Source organism: Methanoculleus sp., assembly GCF_036677455.1.
In the GTDB taxonomy this organism is placed as follows: Archaea; Halobacteriota; Methanomicrobia; order Methanomicrobiales; family Methanoculleaceae; genus Methanoculleus.
Window position 1 is genome coordinate 151,600 of record NZ_JAVBWL010000007.1, and the last position, 18,640, is coordinate 170,239.

At 62.3% G+C, this 18,640-nt stretch carries 23 protein-coding genes; 14 read left to right on the forward strand and 9 right to left on the reverse strand.

What is annotated here, in order from left to right; genetic code table 11:
* The first annotated feature begins 87 nt into the window (after nucleotides 1-87).
* The gene (locus tag V6K60_RS02290; RefSeq protein WP_332448893.1) at nucleotides 88-648 is read left to right on the forward strand and encodes a manganese efflux pump MntP; all 561 of its coding nucleotides are present in this window, start codon (nucleotides 88-90) and stop codon (nucleotides 646-648) included.
* 1 nt (nucleotide 649) lies between these two features.
* On the opposite strand, the gene V6K60_RS02295 is transcribed toward V6K60_RS02290, so the two are convergent.
* On the reverse strand, nucleotides 650-1,570 hold the full coding sequence (locus V6K60_RS02295) for a DUF362 domain-containing protein (RefSeq protein WP_332448894.1): 921 nt from the start codon (nucleotides 1,568-1,570) through the stop codon (nucleotides 650-652).
* 425 nt (nucleotides 1,571-1,995) lie between these two features.
* Between V6K60_RS02295 and V6K60_RS02300 the strand changes: the two genes are divergently transcribed.
* Nucleotides 1,996-2,439, forward strand: a complete 444-nt coding sequence (locus tag V6K60_RS02300) for a hypothetical protein (RefSeq protein WP_332448895.1) — start codon at nucleotides 1,996-1,998, stop codon at nucleotides 2,437-2,439.
* On the opposite strand, the gene proS is transcribed toward V6K60_RS02300, so the two are convergent.
* From proS to V6K60_RS02315, 3 genes are read right to left on the reverse strand one after another with little or no spacing between them, the layout of a single operon-like run.
* Nucleotides 2,440-3,873 (reverse strand): proline--tRNA ligase, encoded by a 1,434-nt coding sequence (proS, locus tag V6K60_RS02305; protein ID WP_332448896.1) that lies wholly within the window; start codon nucleotides 3,871-3,873, stop codon nucleotides 2,440-2,442.
* A gap of 36 nt (nucleotides 3,874-3,909) precedes the next feature.
* Nucleotides 3,910-4,476 carry a stage II sporulation protein M gene (locus tag V6K60_RS02310; RefSeq protein WP_332448897.1) on the reverse strand — a complete coding sequence of 189 codons (567 nt, stop codon included), beginning with the start codon at nucleotides 4,474-4,476 and terminating at the stop codon, nucleotides 3,910-3,912.
* Nucleotides 4,469-5,314: a DUF63 family protein gene (locus tag V6K60_RS02315; RefSeq protein WP_332448898.1), complete on the reverse strand. Its 846-nt coding sequence runs from the start codon at nucleotides 5,312-5,314 to the stop codon at nucleotides 4,469-4,471. Before V6K60_RS02315 ends, V6K60_RS02310 begins: the two co-directional genes overlap by 8 nt.
* Before the next feature lie 11 nt (nucleotides 5,315-5,325).
* Here V6K60_RS02315 and V6K60_RS02320 point away from each other — a divergent pair, with 11 nt between their 5' ends.
* The gene (locus tag V6K60_RS02320) at nucleotides 5,326-6,405 is read left to right on the forward strand and encodes an NAD(P)-dependent glycerol-1-phosphate dehydrogenase (protein WP_332448899.1); all 1,080 of its coding nucleotides are present in this window, start codon (nucleotides 5,326-5,328) and stop codon (nucleotides 6,403-6,405) included.
* Between the two features lie 6 nt (nucleotides 6,406-6,411).
* Nucleotides 6,412-6,864, forward strand: a complete 453-nt coding sequence (locus tag V6K60_RS02325) for a UPF0179 family protein (protein WP_332448900.1) — start codon at nucleotides 6,412-6,414, stop codon at nucleotides 6,862-6,864.
* Between the two features lie 56 nt (nucleotides 6,865-6,920).
* Here the strand turns inward: V6K60_RS02325 and V6K60_RS02330 are convergent, their stop codons facing one another.
* Entirely contained in the window at nucleotides 6,921-7,793 is an 873-nt protein-coding gene (locus V6K60_RS02330; protein ID WP_332448901.1) for an ADP-ribosylglycohydrolase family protein, read from the reverse strand.
* A gap of 99 nt (nucleotides 7,794-7,892) precedes the next feature.
* Between V6K60_RS02330 and V6K60_RS02335 the strand changes: the two genes are divergently transcribed.
* Genes V6K60_RS02335 through V6K60_RS02375 form a run of 9 tightly spaced genes read left to right on the forward strand, consistent with a single transcriptional unit; the run spans nucleotide 7,893 to nucleotide 13,695 of the window.
* Nucleotides 7,893-8,132: a UPF0058 family protein gene (locus V6K60_RS02335; protein WP_442919542.1), complete on the forward strand. Its 240-nt coding sequence runs from the start codon at nucleotides 7,893-7,895 to the stop codon at nucleotides 8,130-8,132.
* 3 nt (nucleotides 8,133-8,135) lie between these two features.
* Complete coding sequence (locus V6K60_RS02340; protein ID WP_332448903.1) at nucleotides 8,136-9,707, forward strand: tRNA uridine(34) 5-carboxymethylaminomethyl modification radical SAM/GNAT enzyme Elp3; 1,572 nt, start codon at nucleotides 8,136-8,138, stop codon at nucleotides 9,705-9,707.
* Nucleotides 9,704-10,819, forward strand: a complete 1,116-nt coding sequence (locus V6K60_RS02345; RefSeq protein WP_332448904.1) for a DNA primase small subunit PriS — start codon at nucleotides 9,704-9,706, stop codon at nucleotides 10,817-10,819. The genes V6K60_RS02340 and V6K60_RS02345 overlap by 4 nt, the downstream gene beginning before the upstream one ends.
* Before the next feature lie 3 nt (nucleotides 10,820-10,822).
* Entirely contained in the window at nucleotides 10,823-11,494 is a 672-nt protein-coding gene (locus V6K60_RS02350; RefSeq protein ID WP_332448905.1) for a hypothetical protein, read from the forward strand.
* A 37-nt stretch (nucleotides 11,495-11,531) separates the two neighbouring features.
* Nucleotides 11,532-11,810 (forward strand): 50S ribosomal protein L44e, encoded by a 279-nt coding sequence (locus tag V6K60_RS02355; protein WP_332448906.1) that lies wholly within the window; start codon nucleotides 11,532-11,534, stop codon nucleotides 11,808-11,810.
* A gap of 7 nt (nucleotides 11,811-11,817) precedes the next feature.
* Nucleotides 11,818-12,006, forward strand: a complete 189-nt coding sequence (locus tag V6K60_RS02360) for a 30S ribosomal protein S27e (RefSeq protein WP_292386402.1) — start codon at nucleotides 11,818-11,820, stop codon at nucleotides 12,004-12,006.
* A gap of 7 nt (nucleotides 12,007-12,013) precedes the next feature.
* The gene (locus tag V6K60_RS02365; protein ID WP_332448907.1) at nucleotides 12,014-12,793 is read left to right on the forward strand and encodes a translation initiation factor IF-2 subunit alpha; all 780 of its coding nucleotides are present in this window, start codon (nucleotides 12,014-12,016) and stop codon (nucleotides 12,791-12,793) included.
* 6 nt (nucleotides 12,794-12,799) lie between these two features.
* The gene (locus V6K60_RS02370; protein WP_332448908.1) at nucleotides 12,800-12,967 is read left to right on the forward strand and encodes an RNA-protein complex protein Nop10; all 168 of its coding nucleotides are present in this window, start codon (nucleotides 12,800-12,802) and stop codon (nucleotides 12,965-12,967) included.
* Nucleotides 12,949-13,695 carry a proteasome assembly chaperone family protein gene (locus tag V6K60_RS02375; RefSeq protein ID WP_332448909.1) on the forward strand — a complete coding sequence of 249 codons (747 nt, stop codon included), beginning with the start codon at nucleotides 12,949-12,951 and terminating at the stop codon, nucleotides 13,693-13,695. The genes V6K60_RS02370 and V6K60_RS02375 overlap by 19 nt, the downstream gene beginning before the upstream one ends.
* 293 nt (nucleotides 13,696-13,988) lie before the next feature.
* Here the strand turns inward: V6K60_RS02375 and V6K60_RS02380 are convergent, their stop codons facing one another.
* Both V6K60_RS02380 and V6K60_RS02385 read right to left on the reverse strand, forming a co-directional pair.
* Nucleotides 13,989-14,267, reverse strand: coding sequence for a rhodanese-like domain-containing protein (locus tag V6K60_RS02380; protein WP_332448910.1), 279 nt, complete (start codon nucleotides 14,265-14,267; stop codon nucleotides 13,989-13,991).
* A 249-nt stretch (nucleotides 14,268-14,516) separates the two neighbouring features.
* Nucleotides 14,517-15,236: an ATP-binding cassette domain-containing protein gene (locus V6K60_RS02385; RefSeq protein WP_332448911.1), complete on the reverse strand. Its 720-nt coding sequence runs from the start codon at nucleotides 15,234-15,236 to the stop codon at nucleotides 14,517-14,519.
* A gap of 414 nt (nucleotides 15,237-15,650) precedes the next feature.
* On the opposite strand from V6K60_RS02385, the gene V6K60_RS02390 reads away from it, so the two are divergent.
* Nucleotides 15,651-16,355 carry a DUF1614 domain-containing protein gene (locus V6K60_RS02390; protein WP_332448912.1) on the forward strand — a complete coding sequence of 235 codons (705 nt, stop codon included), beginning with the start codon at nucleotides 15,651-15,653 and terminating at the stop codon, nucleotides 16,353-16,355.
* Between the two features lie 13 nt (nucleotides 16,356-16,368).
* On the opposite strand, the gene asnB is transcribed toward V6K60_RS02390, so the two are convergent.
* Nucleotides 16,369-18,171: an asparagine synthase (glutamine-hydrolyzing) gene (asnB, locus tag V6K60_RS02395; protein ID WP_332448913.1), complete on the reverse strand. Its 1,803-nt coding sequence runs from the start codon at nucleotides 18,169-18,171 to the stop codon at nucleotides 16,369-16,371.
* A 21-nt stretch (nucleotides 18,172-18,192) separates the two neighbouring features.
* Nucleotides 18,193-18,639: a carboxymuconolactone decarboxylase family protein gene (locus V6K60_RS02400; protein WP_332448914.1), complete on the reverse strand. Its 447-nt coding sequence runs from the start codon at nucleotides 18,637-18,639 to the stop codon at nucleotides 18,193-18,195.
* Between the last annotated feature and the right edge of the window lies 1 nt (nucleotide 18,640).

An 18,640-nucleotide genomic window follows, 5' to 3' on the forward strand; every position in this document is an offset into this window, starting at 1 on the left:
TCTCTCCGTATCGGTAGGGCACTCCAGCCATATAACAACCGCCGACAACAGCGTTATCAGGCATCGCGCTGGAGTGTTATGGAAGCAATGGAGTTTGTAACCACCCTCCTCATCGCCGTCGGGCTCGCGATGGACGCTTTTGCCGTCTCGATCAGCGGAGGGGCTACCGTGCGGAAAGACCGGGGGCGGTGGGCCCTCATCATCGGGGCGCTCTTCGGCGGGTTCCAGGCAGGGATGCCGGTGCTCGGGTGGCTCGGGGGGGTGAGCCTCGCCTCGTTCGTCGGGGCCTACGCCCCCTGGATCGCCTTCTTCCTGCTTGCCCTGATAGGCGGGAAGATGATCGTCGAGGCAGTCCGGGAGGACGGCGAGAACGTGCAGTTCGCCGCCGGGAGCGTGGCCACGCTCCTCCTGCTCGCCGTTGCGACGAGCATCGACGCGCTCGCCGTTGGCGTCACGTTTGCCGTCCTGGATACGCCGATCCTCTGGCCCGCAGTCACGATCGGCGTCGTGACCTTCATCCTCTCCGCCGTCGGCGTGCTGATAGGGAGTTCGCTCGACCGGGTCTTCGGGAGGAGGGTCGAGGTTCTTGGCGGGGTGATCCTGATCGGCATCGGCCTCCGGATCCTGCTCGACCACCTCTTCTTCTGATTTACGCGGCCTCGTCCAGGATCCGTCGCATATCGAGGGCGATCTCTTTGCTCTCGGAGTCAAGTGCGACGAGCCTGAGGTCCTCTGCCGACCGAACACCGATGCCGAGTTCTGTCGCCCGGGATATCGGGTCCATCGCAAAGATCCGGCCCCGCATCACCTCCGGCGTCGAGCCGTAGCGCCGGAGGAGGGCGATCCCTGCGGCATCGAGGGCGACCCGGTCGGTGCTCGCGAGGATGACGTTCGGCGCGATGATATCGCCCCGTTCAGGGCCCCCGCTCGAGAATCCTTCCGTTGCATCCAGGATAGCGACGTCGCAGGGAAAGAACCGGTTGATCTCGGCGATCATCCTGCGCTGGTACGGCGAAGCATGCAGTTCTGCCATGTAGTTGTAGCCTGTCCCGGGATCCCTCTCCGCCACGGCCCCGACCGGGTTCTTCAGGGAGAGGGAGACGTGTCCGCCGAATCGGTGCGTCTTCAAGCAGCAGGTCTGGACCACCGCATCGGCCTCCCGGAAGAGCCGGGCGATCAGGAACCCTCGCTCCCAGTGGAGACCGTCCGGCGGGATCGCCTCCCACCCATCGAGGGAGAGACCGTCGAGTGCCACCACTTCTGCTCCCGTCCGGGCCGCGATCTCGACGGCGCCCCGGTTCTTCAGCACCGCATGGGTTGTCCCCATACCGCTCCGCTCCCCGAGCCGTACCTCCCGGGCACCGGCGTCGCGGATCTCTCCGAGGACCGCCTCCAGCATATCGGGGTGAGTCGTCGCCGGGAACGGGTCGTCGCTGTTGAAGTTCGCCTTGACCGCAGCGGTCTTCCCCTCGAGGGGGGGAGGACCGATCTCGTGCCAGAGCGTTTCAACGGCGTGGTGCCGATCCGATGCGTCAATGATGTAGACTTCTGATGCCGCCGGAGATGCCATACGGGTAAGAGGGCCCGCCAACCTATAAAAATCATGCGCCATCCTCTCCGCAGGCGGCCTGGTTCGGGATAACGAGGTTGATTTGAGGACATTGCAGGTTCGCGTGAGGAGCCGGTCAGCCGGGCGTGCGGCGGTGAGGGCGGCCTGACCGTAAGAAGCCAGTGCTCCCCGGACAGCCTCCAGGCACCGATTTTAGCGGGTTCTGCGGTTCCGGGAGCCAGGACCTCAACCTCGCGGGGCTCCGCGGATCCGATCACCGCATTCGACACGTATAAGAGCACACCGAGCGCAATACGTAGTAAACCTCAGAGCACTCGTAGAGACCGCGCACCCTTGCGTGGAATGCTTCCAGAAGGCACGTGGCCCCGCCATGTGTTCCTGGAAGAGTAAAAGGTATGAGGCCAGTACAAACCATGACTTCCAGAATGCATACCCCCCACACCACCTGCCCCAGCTGCCATGAAGAGGTCTTCCTGGACGAGCTCGTGGGTGGGCGCTGCCCCCTCTGCGGCTACTCCCTCGACGAAGACGACGGGACCTGCAGCGAGTACGAGGAGACCCTCGAGCGCTCCGACCTTGGGTGGATGATCTTTCAATTCTACGTCTTCAAACGGTTCTGCAACGAGGGAGCAAGCCCGCTTCAGGTCATGCAGGTCCTCTCCCGGTATGAGGAGCTCGCCCAGTGCAACCCCGCCGACGCGGAGAAGATGCCGTTCAACCTGGAAGTTCCGATGAGTGGCTGGGAGCGGCTGCTCCCGAAGAGATGCGCAAAGTGCGGCAGAATATTCCTCTCCGGAGGAAAGGCGGAGATATCGGGAGACCTCTTGTCCCCCGAACACAAAAGAACGTATACCTGCCCGTCCTGCTGATCAGTAGGTCCGGGCAACCAGGGTGGACGTGCCCTTCCCGCCGCAGGCGATGCACGGACCGTCCGAGACGGTGATCAGGTCCGATCGGATATCAGACCCGAGGATGCTTGCATCCACCGCCGTCTCAATCTTTTCTGCACACTCCTGCGAGCCGCACCAGTGAACGACGGCAACCCCGGTCTTCACCGCTTCGCTGGTCTCCTCAAGCGTTCCGACCACGGCTATCCGCCCCGCCATAGCCTGGTGCGCTGCCTGCAAGAGTTCCTCCCCGAACTGGGCGAGGACGGAGGAGACGCCCTCAACGACGCCGCGCCGGTCAAGCGTGATCTTTCTGCCGCTCCGCGTGACGGCGACGACCGTGTTCGCGTCGATATCACGCGGCCCGATCTCGATCCGGAGCGGCACGCCGCGCATCTCCCAATGGTAGTACTTCGCGCCCGGGCGCATATCCCGGTCGTCCAGTTTCACGACGAACCCGGCACCCCGGAGTTCCTCCTCAAGCGCCGCGGCGGAAGAGAGCACTTCGTCGCGCCGTTTCCCGACGATGATCGGGACGATGACGACCTCGATCGGCGCGACCTCCGGCGGCAGCACAAGCCCCTTATCGTCGCCGTGCACGCTGATGACGGCGGCGATCGACCGCTCGGAGATACCGTAGCAGGTCTGGTAGGCGTACTGTCGCTCCCCGTTTGTATCCTCGTAGGTGATATCGTAGGTGCGGGAGAAGTGGTCGCCGAGCATATGCGCCGTCCCTATCTGGAGGGTCTTCCCATCGGGCATGATGGTGTCGACCGCGATGGTGTAGTCGGCGCCCGGGAACTTGTCCCAGCTCGGGCGGCGGGAGACGATCACCGGTACCCGGAGGCGGTCGTAGAACTCCTTATACAGGCTGAGGGCGACCTCGACCTGCGCCGCCGCCTCTTCCCACGTCGCATGCACCGTATGCGCCTCCTTAAATGACGTGATCTCCCGGAGGCGAATGAGCGGGCGGGTATGTTTCGTCTCGTAGCGGAACGTATTGACGATCTGGTAGAGTTTCAGGGGCAGGTCCGTATGGGACCGGATCCAGAGGGAGTACATCGGGTAGATAGCGGTCTCGCTCGTGGGCCGGAGAGCAAGCGGCACGTCGAGCTCGTTCGTACCGCCGTGGGTGACCCAGTAGACCTCGTCCTCGAAGCCCTTGATGTGCTCGGCCTCCTTCATGAACTCGGTCTTCGGGATCAGGAGTGGAAACATCGTCTCGGCGTGGTCGCGATCCATCAGGTCCCGGAGTATCCCGTATGCACGTTTCCTGATGCCGAACCCGTGGGGGTACCAGACGTACAGCCCCTTGACCGGGTAGCGGACGTCCATGATCTCGGCTCGCCAGAGAACTTCGTTGTACCACGCGGAAAAATCCTCTTTCCGGGGCAGTGCGCCTGTATCTTCTTCCATCCCTCTCGTACCTCAAAATTGTGATCTGCCGCTCATTTAAGCGATCATACTTAGGACTGCCGGCGTAATAAATGCCTCCACGAACGCGGCAATCGCGAGGAGCGGGACGACGATCCGGAGAAAGCGGCTGGCGAGAGGCACCGCGAGAGCAGCGGCATCACCGTGTCCCTGCCACTCGGCGATGAGACCCTGCCCGAGGAGAAGACCGAGGCCGCCTGCGATGAGGAAGGCGGGGATCTCGAAGATACCGTGCGGTACAAGCGCCGCCGCAATGAAGAGCATACCCTGCTGCTGCCGCATGAGTTCCGTCACCGCACCGATCAGGAGCCCGTTGACCGAGAGGATCAGCATCGTGACCAGACCGAGCGATGCTCCCCCGAGAAAGAGGAGGAGGCAGGCGGAGAGGTTGTTCAGGAAGAGTTTCCCTGCAAGGACCGCCGGGGAGTCGGAGAGGAGCTGGCCGACGACCTGGTCGCTGAAGAGGGCCAGAACCTCCTCGCCGAGACCCGGGTCGCTCGCCACGGCAACGACGCCGAGACCGATCGAGACGACAAAGAAGAGAGCCGCAAGGCCGGTGGCCCGGGCGACCGGGACTTCAGACATAGAGCACCATCCGCATAAGGTCCCGTATCCCCGGCGCCATGCCGACGACGATCATGGCAAGCAGGATGAGATGCCAGAGTTCAAGGTTCCCCTCCCGCCGGTACATCTCGAGGACGTATATGGCGGGGATGAGCACCGCGAGCTTGAGGAGGAACATCGAGAACGCGGTGCCGGTCAACTCGATCAGGCTCGAACCCACGACATGCTGCTCCACGTAGTGGATGGGGTGGAGATCGATGCCGTAACTCGTCGCACTCGCATCCAGCATGTGGCCGAAGATGAGAAGTTTGTAGAGGATGTTTGAGGCGTAGTCCCATTTCAGCACGTAAACAAGGAATGCCCAGAGGGCAAGCGACGAGACGAGGGCGAGGGTGAGGATGACGGCAAGGACGTCGAGCGCAATCGTCGTCTCGGTCAGGCCGAACCAGACGAGCGCCAGAGCGGCGAGAAGGGAGGCGACGATGCCCACCCCCCCGTAGACCCGGCTGTAACGGGCGACGAGCCCGGCGTTCTCCGCGAGTTTCCCGAGAAAGAGGGCGACTACCGCGATACCGAATATCGTGAAGAAGATGAGGGGGGTGATCAGGAGGAACCGGAAGTCGGAAGTGATCATCCCGGTATCTTCGACGACACGGAGAAGCCCGCCGAGGACGACGAAGGGCAGGGTCGCAAGCACGAGTTCGCCGTCGACGGCAATCTTATACCGCCGGAGTCCCCGGTAGACGAGGTAGACCGCTACGATGAGGATCAGGGCATAGGTCAGCGTATCGACGAGCGTATACGCCTGCCCGTAACGGATGGGATCGATGTAATATTTGTAGAGGAACTCCCTAATCATTACTGATCTAAATGAGCGCGGACGGCATAAACCTACTCAGAACCAAGGTCTTCGACAAGTCCAAATGGATGCAGCTCCCCCGGGACGTCGTCATCGGCCACGATGTCCTCGAGCAGATCCCGGCTGTCTGCGAAGACCTTACTCTGGGTGAGTCTGTGCTCATCATCTCGGGGGACCAGACACGGGATGTTGCCGGGAAGAGGGTCGAGACGCTTCTCTCCGGATTCTACGACGTTGCAACGCTCACCGCCGGAGGCGACCCCCTCGAGACGATCAAGAAGGCCGAGGCGGCGGCAGTGGAGGCAGGGTTCGTCATCGGTGTCGGGGGCGGCCGGGTCATCGATACCGCGAAGATCGCCGCCTACAACGCCGACCGCCACTTCATCAGCGTTCCCACTGCCGCATCGCACGACGGCATCGCGTCGTCGCGGGCCTCGGTCCCGACCGCCGACGGGAACGTATCGCTTGCCGCCGAACCGCCGATCGCCGTCATCGCCGATACCGGCATCATCGCATCGGCGCCTCATCGGCTGCTCGCGTCCGGGTGTGCGGATATCATAGCAAACCATACTGCAATCCTCGACTGGGAACTCTCTCACCGCCTCAGGGGAGAGCCGATCTCCGAGTACGCGCTGACGCTCTCCCGGATGACCGCCGAGATCCTCTTCCGGAACGCCGATCTCATCAAACCGCATTCGGAGGAGAGTGCCTGGATTGTGACAAAGGCGCTCTTCTCATCAGGCGTTGCGATGAGCATCGCGGGATCGTCCCGTCCCGCGAGCGGCGGCGAGCACAAGTTTGCCCACGCCCTGGACCGGCTTGCGCCGAATATGGGCCTCCACGGGGAGAAATGCGGTATCGGGACGATCATCACGATGTATCTCCACGGCGGGGACTGGAAGGCGATCCGGGATTCGCTCCGGAAGATCGGCGCACCGACCACCCCCGCCGAGATCGGTGTCGACGATGAGACGGCCGTAGAGGCGCTCCTCGCCGCCCGGACGATCCGGCCGGAGCGGTTCACGATACTGGATATGGGGTTAACAAGGGAGTCGGCACGGAGCCTCGTGAAGATGCTCTACCGGGAGTGAGACGAAATGGTAAACGAGAAGACAAAAGTGACGCTGATCGGGGCGATGCTCGCGAGAGTTGGAACTGAGTTCGTGTACGAAGGCAGCACGTGCACCGAGTGCGGGGGCTGCAAGGTGCAGAAGGCCTGCCATAACCTGCAGCCCGGGAAGAAGTACCGGATCGTCGCGATCCGCTCAAACACGCGGCACGACTGCCCGGTCCACCACGAGGCGGCGGTCGCGATCGATGTCGTGGAGGCTCCCGTCGTCGCGCTCATCGGCGCCGATATGGCGATTGTGAACTCAAAGGTCAGCTACGAGTTCTCCTGCCCGAGGACGGGCTGCCGGAGTTACCGGCTCTGCCGCCCCGACGGCATCATCGAGGGGGAGAAGTACGTCGTCGGCGAGGTCCTCGGCAACGCTCCTGATGTCTGCGAACGGGGCCGCTCCCTGAAACTGGTGGAACTGCGGCCGGTCTAGGGCTGCGGCATCGATCCGTTCTTTACGGCTCCACGTGGAGGCTCGTTCACTATTCTCTACAACCGGCTCGCGGACCAGAGCCGGCGGGCGAGGTCGAGGAGTTCCTCGCGGTCAGAGAGCACCTCAAGCCACGACGCGGGGATTGCCTGGAACCCGAACCGCGCCCCGGCGAGACCGCCGACGATCGCGCCGACGGTGTCGGCATCGCCGCCGAGGTTGACCGCGCGCTCGACCGCTTCACGGAAGGATGAGGCTTCCATGAAGACCCTGACGGCGCAATGGGTGCAGAGGACGGCATCGAGAGAGGGCTCGGGCGGGTATGCCCGGTAATCCTCGAGCAGCCCCCGGAGTTCCGGATCAGGACAGGCGGCAAAGGCCTGCCTGAAGGCCGCATCCACCTCTTCCCCCCGGCAGATCCCGCTGACCATCCGGTTGACGAACGCCGATGCCTCACCGGCGACGGGGTCGAAGTGGGTGACCCTCGATGCGGCGAGGCTCACCTCCCGCACCTCATCCGGGGGGTAGACGATCCCGACCGGGACCCCGCGCATCACGCTCCCGTTGCTCCTGCTTCCTCCTCGCGCCTCATGCGCCGTCCTCGCGGCAACGAACGGCGAGAGGCCGTTCTCAATCAGGTCCAGGACGGCCCGGGACGTCGGCCCGAAGAACTCCGGATGGGCTCGATACACCAGAACCAGGCGACGGGCGAAGTCGTCCGGGTCGAACCTCCCGCACCGGACAAGAGTCTCTGCAAGTGCCGCCGCCTGCAGGGTGTCGTCGGTGTATTGACCGGGGAGGGTGTTGTGAATGCCGCCCCCCTGCATCTCCGTTACGGCGATAGGGGCCGGGGGTAGGCCTTCCAGGGGCGCGCCCAGAGCATCCCCGATTGCAAGCCCGATGAACGCCCCGACCGCCCGCATCTCATTCATATAAAAACATCACCAACAAATTATATTTACCTGAGGACACAGTAGTATTCTTCGAGGAAAGGTGATATTGTGCAAAAGGAAGAGCTTCTCCACTTACACATGCTGTTAGTCCACATCAAGAAGTATTATGAAACCACAACCGAAGAGGATATCGAGACCGACCGATATAACGCTCTCCACATCTCACCCGTCCATATCCATAAGAACAAGGTAACGCATAAAAAAGCTATCCTCACCCTGGGTGACGAGATCGTCCACCATATCAGGGCTCACCACGATCCTTACATCGAATACCACGCCGATTTTCAGTCCTCCGAACGGATTGCAACCGAACTGTAAACAATGAACGATATCGATCCACTCCGGGAGATCATCTCCCGCATCCTTTCTTTTGGCGAGAACGCCGATATTCAGAAGATAAAACTCGAAGTCTGCCGGGAACACAGCGTCAATATGCCAAAAAACTCCGCTGTCCTCGCAAGAGCTACCCCGGGGGAGCATGAGCGGCTCCGACCGCTTCTCCTGGTCAAACCCACCCGGACCATCTCCGGGGTGGCACCCGTCGCGGTGATGACCTCACCCCACCCCTGCCCGCACGGGAAGTGCCTCCCCTGCCCCGGCGGACCGGAGCATCCCTTCAAATCCCCCCAGAGTTACACGGGAGAGGAACCCGCGGCGCTCCGGGCCCGAGAACACGCGTTCAACCCCTACGATCAGGTGCAGGCCCGCCTCGGACAGTTCGAGGCGCTCGGGCACCATGTCGACAAGGCGGAGCTGATCGTGATGGGCGGGACGATGACCGCCCGACCGGTCGAGTACCAGGAGTGGTTCGTCGGCGCTGCCGTGCAGGCGATGAACGACTACCCCCGGGCCGGGGAACCGCAGAAAGAGCCCGATCTCGCGGCCATCTTTGGAGCAAACGAGTCATCTCGGGTCCGGTGTGTCGCCACCACCTTCGAGACGAGGCCCGACTGGTGCCGGGAGGAGCACGTCAACCGGATGCTCGCGATGGGCGTGACCAAGGTGGAGCTCGGTGTCCAGCACCTGGACGACCGGATCCTCGACTACAACCGGCGGGGCCACACGGTCGCGGACTCGGTCACGGCAAACTGCCTCCTGCGCGACGCCGGGCTGAAGGTGGGGTTCCATGTGATGCCGAACCTCCCCGGAGCGAGCCTGGCAGACGACCGGCGGATGTTTGAGGACCTCTTCGCCGATCCGCGGTTCCGGCCGGACTTCCTGAAGATCTATCCGACCCTGGTAACACCGGGATCAGAGATCGAGAGCCTCTGGGAGCGGGGGGAGTACCGGCCCTACACCGAGGAGGAGCTGATAGACCTCATCGCCTATGCGAAATCGCTTCTTCCGGAGTATGTCCGTCTCCAGCGGATCCAGCGGGACATCCCGGCAAAACTGATCGTCGCGGGCTCCCGGCACAGCAACTTCCGGCAACTTGCAGAGGCGCGGCTCCATGAGCAGGGGCTCCGCTGCCGGTGCATTCGGTGCCGCGAGGTAGGGAGGACAGCCGCGCCGGAGGCGGCAGAGGTCTCGACCTATGCCTACCGGGCCTGCGGCGGGGAGGAGCGGTTCATCCAGGCGGGCACCAGGGACACCCTCGTCGGGTTCGCCCGGCTCCGGTTCCCGGACCGCCCCCTCCCGGGCGACCTCGCCGACGCGGCGCTCCTGCGCGAGCTCCATGTCTACGGGAGCGTGGTCCCCATCAGCACCGAGGCAGGCGCCGAAGAGTGGCAGCACCGCAGTTTCGGCGCCCGGCTCCTTTCCACGGCCGAGGAGGAGGCCCGCGACCACGGCTGCCGGCGCCTCGCGGTGATGAGCGGTGTCGGGGTGCGACCTTACTACAGGAAACAGGGATATGAACAAGTGGGCCCATACATGATCAAGACATTCCCATGAGGCCCGCGACGCTCGAGTTTGTGAAACAGAGGTTCACCGAGTATTACCAGAGGCAGAACCTCACCGTTCCGTCCTCCCTTGAGCAGCGCGAATGGGGGTTTGTCTTCTTTGACGCCGCGGCCGAAGTCCGGATGCGGCGGCATATGGCGTTTATGGACCGCGAAGAACTTGCCGCATACGTCAGGAACCTGGTCCCCGCCCACGTCTACTACTCGACGGCCTACTACCAGACACCGTCGGCACCGACGATGAACGATAAGAACTGGGCCGGTGCCGACCTGATCTTCGACCTGGATGCAGACCAGATCGTCCGCGGCCCCTACGCGATGATGCTTGCGCGGGTCAAGGAAGAGACCGAGAAACTGGTCGAGATGCTGATCGATGAACTCGGCTTTGCCCGGAACCATATCCGGATCGCCTTCTCGGGGGGGCGCGGCTACCATATCCATGTCACCGATATCGCGGTCAGGGGATGGGGGAGCCCGGAGCGGCGCGAGGTCGTCGACTACGTCTGCGGCATCGGGCTTGACCCCGCCGTGATGCTTGCTCCGGGGGGCACCCGGACCGGGTGGCGGCGACGCTACATCGATGCTCTCCGGTCCCACCTGCTCCGGCTCCCGGGTCTTGATCCCACCGAGGCAACGGCTTCCCTGACGGGGCTCCCGGGCATCAGCAAGCGGGCGGCCGCGGAGTTCCTCGCGGACCTCGACGCCCTCTCCGGGAAGGACCCCGGCGACCTCCTGCAGAACCGGGTTGTCCGGGCCATCGCGGCCGCACCCGACTTCGAGAACCGGGTCCGGGACGCGGGAGCACGTGCAGACGAGCCGGTCACGACCGATATCAAGCGGCTGATCCGGACGCCGGGATCGCTCCACGGTGGCAGCGGCATGCGCGTGGTGCCGCTCGAGATCGGAGACCTCACGGACTTCGACCCGCTCGTGGACGCGGTGGCCTTCGGCGACCGGGAGGTGCGGGTGGAGATGAAGGCAAACTTCACCACATCCCTGCTCGGAAACACCTACGCGCTCAAGACCGGGCCTGCGAACGTTCCCGAGGCGCTTGCAGTCTTCCTCTGCTGCCGGAACATGGCAGAGATCACCGGAGGTGCATGACGGGTGGCCGCGAACCTCCTTGAGAAACTGCGGCAGATGCTGCTTGACATGCAGCACTCGGGAAGGCTCTCGGATATCGAGCCCGACCTCTACGACGATGCCCGGGCGTACGTCGAGAAACTCAAGACGGACTACTACGGCCTGAAAAACCCCCTGGAGAGCCGGGCGGGAAGCCTGATCATCGAGGAGATTGGAAGCGTCACCGAGACCGTCCAGGAGATCTTCTCGGTCCGGACCCGGCAGATCCTCGGTCTTGCATTCCAACAGATCGAGGGGCAGTACTTCGATAAGGAAGAGGCCCGGAAGATGCTCCCGGCAGAACGAGCGATGTACGGGAAGATCATCGAGGCCATCGAGGGGTGCCGGGAGACGCTCGTCCACGGGGGGGAGTACCCCTTCGGTGACGGCGCGGCTGCCGCTCTCCGGAGCGATGAAGCCGGGATCGTCGACGAAGCCCCGGAAGCCTCCGGATCGGAGGCGTTCGGAACCCCTGCTCCCCGCCCCATCCAGTCTCCCTACGCCCTCGTGCACATCCGCTCCGATATGGAGTCATTCATGGGAGTGGACGGCAGGACCTACGTGTTGAAGCAGGGGGATATCGTCACTCTCCCGGAAAACAATGCAGACGTGCTCTGCGAGCACGACATAGCCTTAAATATTAGGCTTAACAAGTGATATAGGTACTCGAATTAATTGAATAGAGGTTACTATCATGAAAATGCCGTCCAAATTCAAGACGTACTGCCCGTTTTGCAGGAACCACCAGGTTCATGAAGTCGTGAAAGTGAAGAAGGGCAAGGTACGCCACTTTAACTGGATCGACCGCCAGAAGGGGCGCAGGAGCATGGTTGGCAACATGGGCAAATTCAGCAAGGTGCCCGGCGGCGACAAGCCGACGAAGAAGATCAACGTGAAATACCGGTGTACGGTCTGCGGCAAAGAGCATCTCCGGCCGGGATTCAGGATCGGGAAATTTGAACTTACGGAGTGAGGTTATTATGGTCCGGCTGAACAGAGAGAACAGGAGCACATTCCTCCGGGTAAAGTGCCCAGACTGTGAGAATGAACAGATAGTCTTTGAGAGAGCGAGTACCGTTGTGGAGTGCAGCGTCTGCGGGCGTATCCTTGCAGAACCTCACGGCGGAAAAGCAGATATAAAGGCTGAGATACTGGCAGTACTTGAGTGAGAATTCCATGCACGAGAGAGAGTGGCCCGAAGAAGGAGAACTCGTCGTCTGCACGGTCGCCGACGTCAAAGATTTTGCAGCGTTCGTGACCCTGGATGAGTACGACGGGCGAAGAGGGCTCATACCGATATCCGAGATAGCGCGGGGCTGGATTAAGCACATCCGGGACTACGTACGAGAAGGACAGAAGGTCGTCTGTAAAGTCCTGAATGTGGACCCTGACCGCGGCCACATCGATCTCTCGTTAAAAGACGTAAACGAGCACCAGCGGCGCGAGAAGGTTCACGAGTGGAAGAGCGAGCAGAAGGCCGCGAAATGGGTCGGGTTCGCATCTGAAGCAACGGGAGTGGACCAGAAGGTGATCGAAGGGGCCATATACCGCGAATACGGCCTGTTGTACCCGGCCTTCGAGGATATCGTCACCACCGGCGGCGAGGCGGCAGAGAGGCTGAAACTCGATGAACCGGTCCGGAAATCGCTCATCGCCATAGCGCACGAGAACGTGAAGGTCTCGAAGGTGACCATCACCGGGCACCTCATCCTGACATCGGCCCGGCCCGACGGTGTCAACGTGATCCGCAGGGCGCTCCGGAGTGCGCAGCCGAAGGTTGACGACGTAGAGATCGACCTGATCTACGTTGGAGCTCCAAAATACCGGATAAAAGTGACTGCACCCGATTATAAGGAAGCTGAGAAGGCGATCGAGAAGGCGGCAAGTGCCGCCGTCGGTGTGGTTGAGCGGGCGGGCGGTTCCGGCAAGTTTGTCCGGAAGCAGAAGGCCGGATAAGACTGCATGAGTAACCGCATTCGCCGCTGTCCGCACGACCGGAACTACACACTCTCTTCGGTCTGCCCGGTCTGCGGCCGGCCGACACGACCGGCCCATCCGGCCCGTTTTTCCCCGCAGGACAGGTACGGCAACTACAGGAGGGCGGTACGCAGATGGAACACGTCAGAGTGAGTTTTTCAAGGGACGAGAATATCGATGCCCCGATCCTGGTCGAGGGCCTGCCCGGCATCGGGCACGTCGGAAAACTTGTTGCCGACCACCTGATCCACGAACTCGAAGCCGAGAAGATAGGCGAGATCTCCTCCATCCACTTCCCCCCGCAGGTGATCGTCGACGACCGGGGCGTCACCCGCCTGGTCAAGAACGAGATCTACCGCTCTGAGAGAGACGGGAGGGCAGTCCTCTTTCTCGTAGGCGACTTCCAGAGCACCTCGGCGGAAGGGCACTATATCCTCGCCGAGAGTTACCTTGATATCGCCGAGGACCTCGGTGTCCAGCGGATTTACGCACTCGGGGGATACGGCGTCGGCCACCTGGTCGAGAGCCCGAGAGTGCTCTGCTCCGTCAACATGGAGCATCTCCGGCCGGACGTTGAGGCGGCCGGGGGGTCGTTTGAGAACGCCGGAAGCGGCGGGATGATCGTGGGGGCGTCGGGGCTCCTGCTCGGCCTCGGCGAACAGCGGGGTATCGAGGGGGTCTGCCTGATGGGCGAGACGAGCGGTTACATCGTCGACCCGAAGAGCGCCGACAGCCTCCTCACCGTTCTCTCACGCCTGATGGGGATCGAGGTCGACCATACCTCCCTGCAGCAGCGGGCCGCGGATATGGAGCAGATGATCGCCAATATTCAGGAAGCCGAAGAAGCCCGGGGCCGGGAAGAACTCAGTTATATCGGATAAAGCATCTTTTTTCCAGATCCCTGGGCAGTAATCTCGCATATGGCCGAAAGACCGCCACGTTGCGCTTTTATAACGCCCCACCGGGGAGGACATCGGGTTTAGTACCGCTGCAATCGAGAGTTTCAGGAAAGCGTTTCTCCTCATCTTCGACTGTTTGATCGGGTAACTCGCCATGCCGGGGTCAAAGCTGAGGCTCTTCAACCGAATTCCCGCACCGTCATGATAGAGAGACCCGGGAGAAAGAGCCGGAAGGCGTCACTTACGTAAAGCGCAACGGATGAGGACCAGGGGGGTCAACCCCTGACCACCGGGAGCCCGGCAGCCTGCCAGGCGCTCATGCCGCCTTTGACCTCGTAAACGTTCTCAAATCCGGCCTCCTCCATCACCTCACGGGCACCGGCGCTCCGCCCGCCCCGCTGGCAACAGAGAAGGTAGGTTCCGTCCGGGTCAAGGCTATTAAGGCGCTCGGAGATCTGTGCCGAGTCGATGTTGATTGCGTCCGAAATATGCCCGCCGGCATACTCATCCGGTCTCCGGACATCGATGATGACGAATTTTGGATCCTGTTTCATCTCTTCGATCAGGGCGGACGCTTCGGCCGGGGATAAAGTCCGGTTGACCCGGTCTCCCGAAGCGGGGTCACCTCCAACGCATCCGCCTATCAAAACGGCCGCAATAGTGCTTCCGGCGATGAACAAAGACGTAAGCGGAGAACGGAAATTGGTCATGCATCCATGTCGCGGTTGCAGGTGTAAATAGATTTTGGTTCACCGGGTCGCCTGTATACGTAGCGTTCAATCACCAGCGCAAAGCCCGGAGACCTAGGCGGTATCATCGAACTCGAGCTGGGCACCTTTGACGGCCATGATTGTGCGGAAGGTCTCCGCGGTGTCCAGGGCAACAACCTCCCCGCCATCCACCACCGCAACCCGGTTGCAGACCGCCGTCGCTTCTTCCGGGTCGTCGGTCGTAAAGACGATCGTCACCCTCCTTTCGCGGTTCAACCGCCGGAGCAGGATCCAGATTTCACGACGACCGGACTCATCCAGCCCCACCGTCGGCCCGGCGAGGAGAAGGACGCGTGGGTGTGCAAGGTACGCCCGGGCGATCTCAAGGCGCTGCACCAGAGACGGGGTATAGGTCTCAACCGTAGCGGCAGCGTTCTCGGCGAGCCCGAAGAGGTCTATGGTATCAGAAATTCTCCGGTCCCGGGCCCGCTCACCCAGCCCCTGCAGCCGTGCATGGAAGTCCAGGTTCTCCCTGCCGGTCAGCGCAGGATCGAGCACCGGCTCCCGGAGGACGATGCCCATGCTCCGCCGCACGTCCCCGAGGTTCCCAAGGATTGAAAGAGGCGAATGCTCGGCAAACCCGGGGACGGGGTAGAGGATCGTCATGAGAATGGCGATCAGAGTCTGCCGGGTCCGGCCACACGTGCAGAGGAGACCCAGAACCTCTCCGCTCTTCACGCTGAACGGGATCGGGCCTCGTGCCTGAAGCCGTTCCAGGTGCTGGACGAGATCCTCAACGGTAAAGGCAGCCATGCCCCTCCACACAGATACGGCCGGTCAGATAGAACGAGATCATCTTCAATCGCCCATAGTTCCGACATATACGCCAGGTATTCCTGGATGATGGCTCATCTCCGTTGGATATCCTGGAGATGTGCTATCCGGTGCCTGTTATTCAATTCGGAGAAGGAACTATCGGTTTACACTATTTTTGTTATCACCATATGAATATATCTATTTAGAAATGGATATAAAAAGCGTCGGTTAAGGTTTCTATTTTCTATAAAATGCTGTTTCCAGAGTAAGAGCGTTTAAGTATGCCCGAATTCCAGCATAGCATCCCGGTTGAGTGAAGCAGAACGGCACCGTTATCAGTTTGCAGGCCCGGGGATCACCCAGAAGTGCCGATCAACCTATATGGGATGATCAGTCCAGTATACCCGGCCCATGGAGACTGAACTCCCGACAATCACGATTCTGCCGGTTCCGTTCAGCCCGGAGCATATCCTCATCGCCCTGGCCGTCCTGATACCGGCCCTGGTCATATTCAACCTGCTCCTCATCACCGAAGGGGCCTTTGAATCGATCGGGCTCCGGTTCTACCAGGCGATGCTCGTGACCGCAGGCGCGCTCCTCGGCAGCCTGATCGATATACCGCTCATACCGGTGGGAGAAGCGGTCATCGCAGTCAACGTCGGCGGTGCCGTCATCCCGATCATCGTGACCGCCGCAACGGTCGCCGGAGGCAGGGTCTCGCGCTACAAGATTCTCGTCGCCGTCGCCGTCGTATCGCTCGTCGCCTACGTCTTCGCAACGCCGGTCCCCGGCCTCGGGATCACCATGCCGTTCTATATCGCACCCCTCGCAGGCGCCATCACAGGGCTCCTCCTCGCTCGCGGCTGCCAGACCGCACCCGGACTTGCCTACGCGGGCGGGACCATGGGTACCCTGCTCGGCGCCGATATCCTCAACCTCATAAACCCGGACGTGCTTGCGGCGCTCGCCGGAGGCCAGGCGACAGTCCTCGCCATAGGAGGCGCAGGGATATTCGACGGCATCTTCGTCACCGGCGTCCTCTCCGTCCTGCTCGCGGTATATGCCGGAAGAGGTCTCCGGGAGAAAGGAAGGGTTTGCCCGGGAGAGAAAGAGTGATGGGAGCCGTCGTTCAGTCGAACTGTCGGAGCCACAACTCAGCACAGGCTATCCGCCAGAACTCGGTGGAATACTCACTCTTCCCGTCGAGGAATGCCCGGTAGTTCCGGAGCACCTGGTCCGCATCCCAGTAGGGGCGCCGGGAAAACTCCGGCGAGGAGAAGAGAGCGAGGATCTCGGGCGCGAGTTCGTCTTTCATCCAGGCCTCTTCGGGGGTGACGAACCCCATCTTGTCCATCCTGCACCTGATAGCCTCCGGGACCAGCCCACGGATCGCCCGCCGGAGGACGTACTTCGTGACGCCGCCGCGAACCTTCTGGTCGAGCGGGAGCCCTGCGAGGTACTCCACCAGCCGGTAGTCAAGGAACGGGACCCGGGCCTCGATCGAGAAGGCCATCGAGTTCCGGTCCTCCCAGTGCAGCAGGAGGGGGAGGTTTGAGGCAGTGACCTCCCGTTTCAGCACCTCGTCGAGCGATCCCGCATACCGGAGAACCGCCGGCGCCTCCCCCCGGAGGAGCCAGCGGCGCTTCGACCGGACCCGGGACTGCCGGGCCGCCCACGAGAAGAAGGACCCATGACGCCTCGCGCTCCCGATACCCTCCCGGAGGGCAGCAAGAAACTCCCGGCGCCGAAGAAGGCCCCGGATGTAGGGCGCCTGGTAGGCGATGTAGCCCCCGAGTTGCTCGTCGGCCCCCTGTCCGTCGAGAACCACCTTCACCTCGTCTCCGGCAAGCCGCATCACGCAGTACTGGGCATAGATCGAGAGGGACGCAAACGGTTCGTCCTGCATGAAGAGGAGCCTCTCGATATCCTCCCAGAGCCCCTTCGTATCGGGGGTGGTCCGGTGGCTCGCGACCCCCGTCGCCGCAACCATCGTATCGATATGCTTGCTCTCGTCGAACCGGGGATCGTCGAAACAAACCGAGAACGTCTTCTGCCGCTCGCCGACGCTCTCCGGACCCTCCTCCCGGAGGAGAACGTTGATCAGGGCGGTGACCGTCGAGGAGTCGATGCCGCCCGAGAGGCAGGTGCCGACCGGGACGTCGCTCCTGAGCCTGAGCCGGACCGCGTCGGTCAGGAGGTCCCGGACCCGGCGGGCGGCCTCGTCATCGCCGGCTCCCCGCGAGGCGCCGTTCATCACGACGTCCCAGTAACGCTCCGGTTCGCCTATGCCGCCCTCCGAGACGACGAGCGAGTGGGCCGGCGGGAGCTGGAAGACGCCGTCGTACATCGTCTCGGGGGTATGGTCCGCAACCCCCCAGGCAAGGAACGTCATGAGCATTCGGTCGTTTGCGCCCCTGCCCACCTCAGGGTGTACGAGGAGCGCCTTGATCTCAGATGCAAAGAGGAACGACCCTCGAGCCGTGGTGTAGTAGAACGGCTTGACGCCCAGGCGGTCCCGGGCGCAGAAGAGTTCGCGGCGCCGGCCGTCCCAGAGGGCGAACGCCCACATCCCGTTGAACCGGGCGAGGCAATCCCGCCCCCACTCCTCGTAGGCATGCAGGATCACTTCCGTATCGGTTGCAGAAGCGAAACGATGGCCGGCGGCGAAGAGTTCTTCCCGGAGCTCGCGGTAGTTGTATATCTCGCCGTTAAAGACGATCTGAAGCGACCCATCCTCACTCCCCATCGGCTGCCGGCCTTCTTCGGAGAGGTCGATGATCGCGAGGCGCCGGTGAGCAAGGCCGACCGGACCGGAGAAATACCTCCCCTCACCGTCGGGACCCCGGTGGGAGAGTCGCTCCGCCATGGCCCCGACGAGGCCCGCGTCCGCCTCCCCCCCGTTCAGGACAAACTGCCCGGCAATACCGCACATGCTCCGGATACCTGAGGCAGGTCACTCGTCGGAACAGGTCTTGTTGAGACCCGTGCCGTTGATGTCGCAGGAGGGGCAGGGGCCAGAACCGTCCACCACCCGGTAGGCATCCGCGAGGACCGCAGAGTTCGCGAGCATCCCCGCGATCAGGATCACTTCCAGGATCTCGGCCCGGGTCGCGCCCTTCGCTATCGCCGACTGCATATGGTACTCGACGCAGTGGCTGCACTTCAGCGCGGCCCCCACCGCAAGGCTGATCAGCTCGATCACCTTCGGCTCGAGCTGGCTTGTCTCGGTGACGGCGCCCTTATACAACAGGTGCGAGATGAGGATCTCGGGCCGCTCAGACATCCGCTCAAAAATCAGGGGAACCCTGCCATATTCGGCCTCGATATCCCGGAGGAGTTCCCCCGCTATGGCATCCGACCCCCGCTCCGCAACCCTTGCAAGAATCTTCTCAAAATCCATC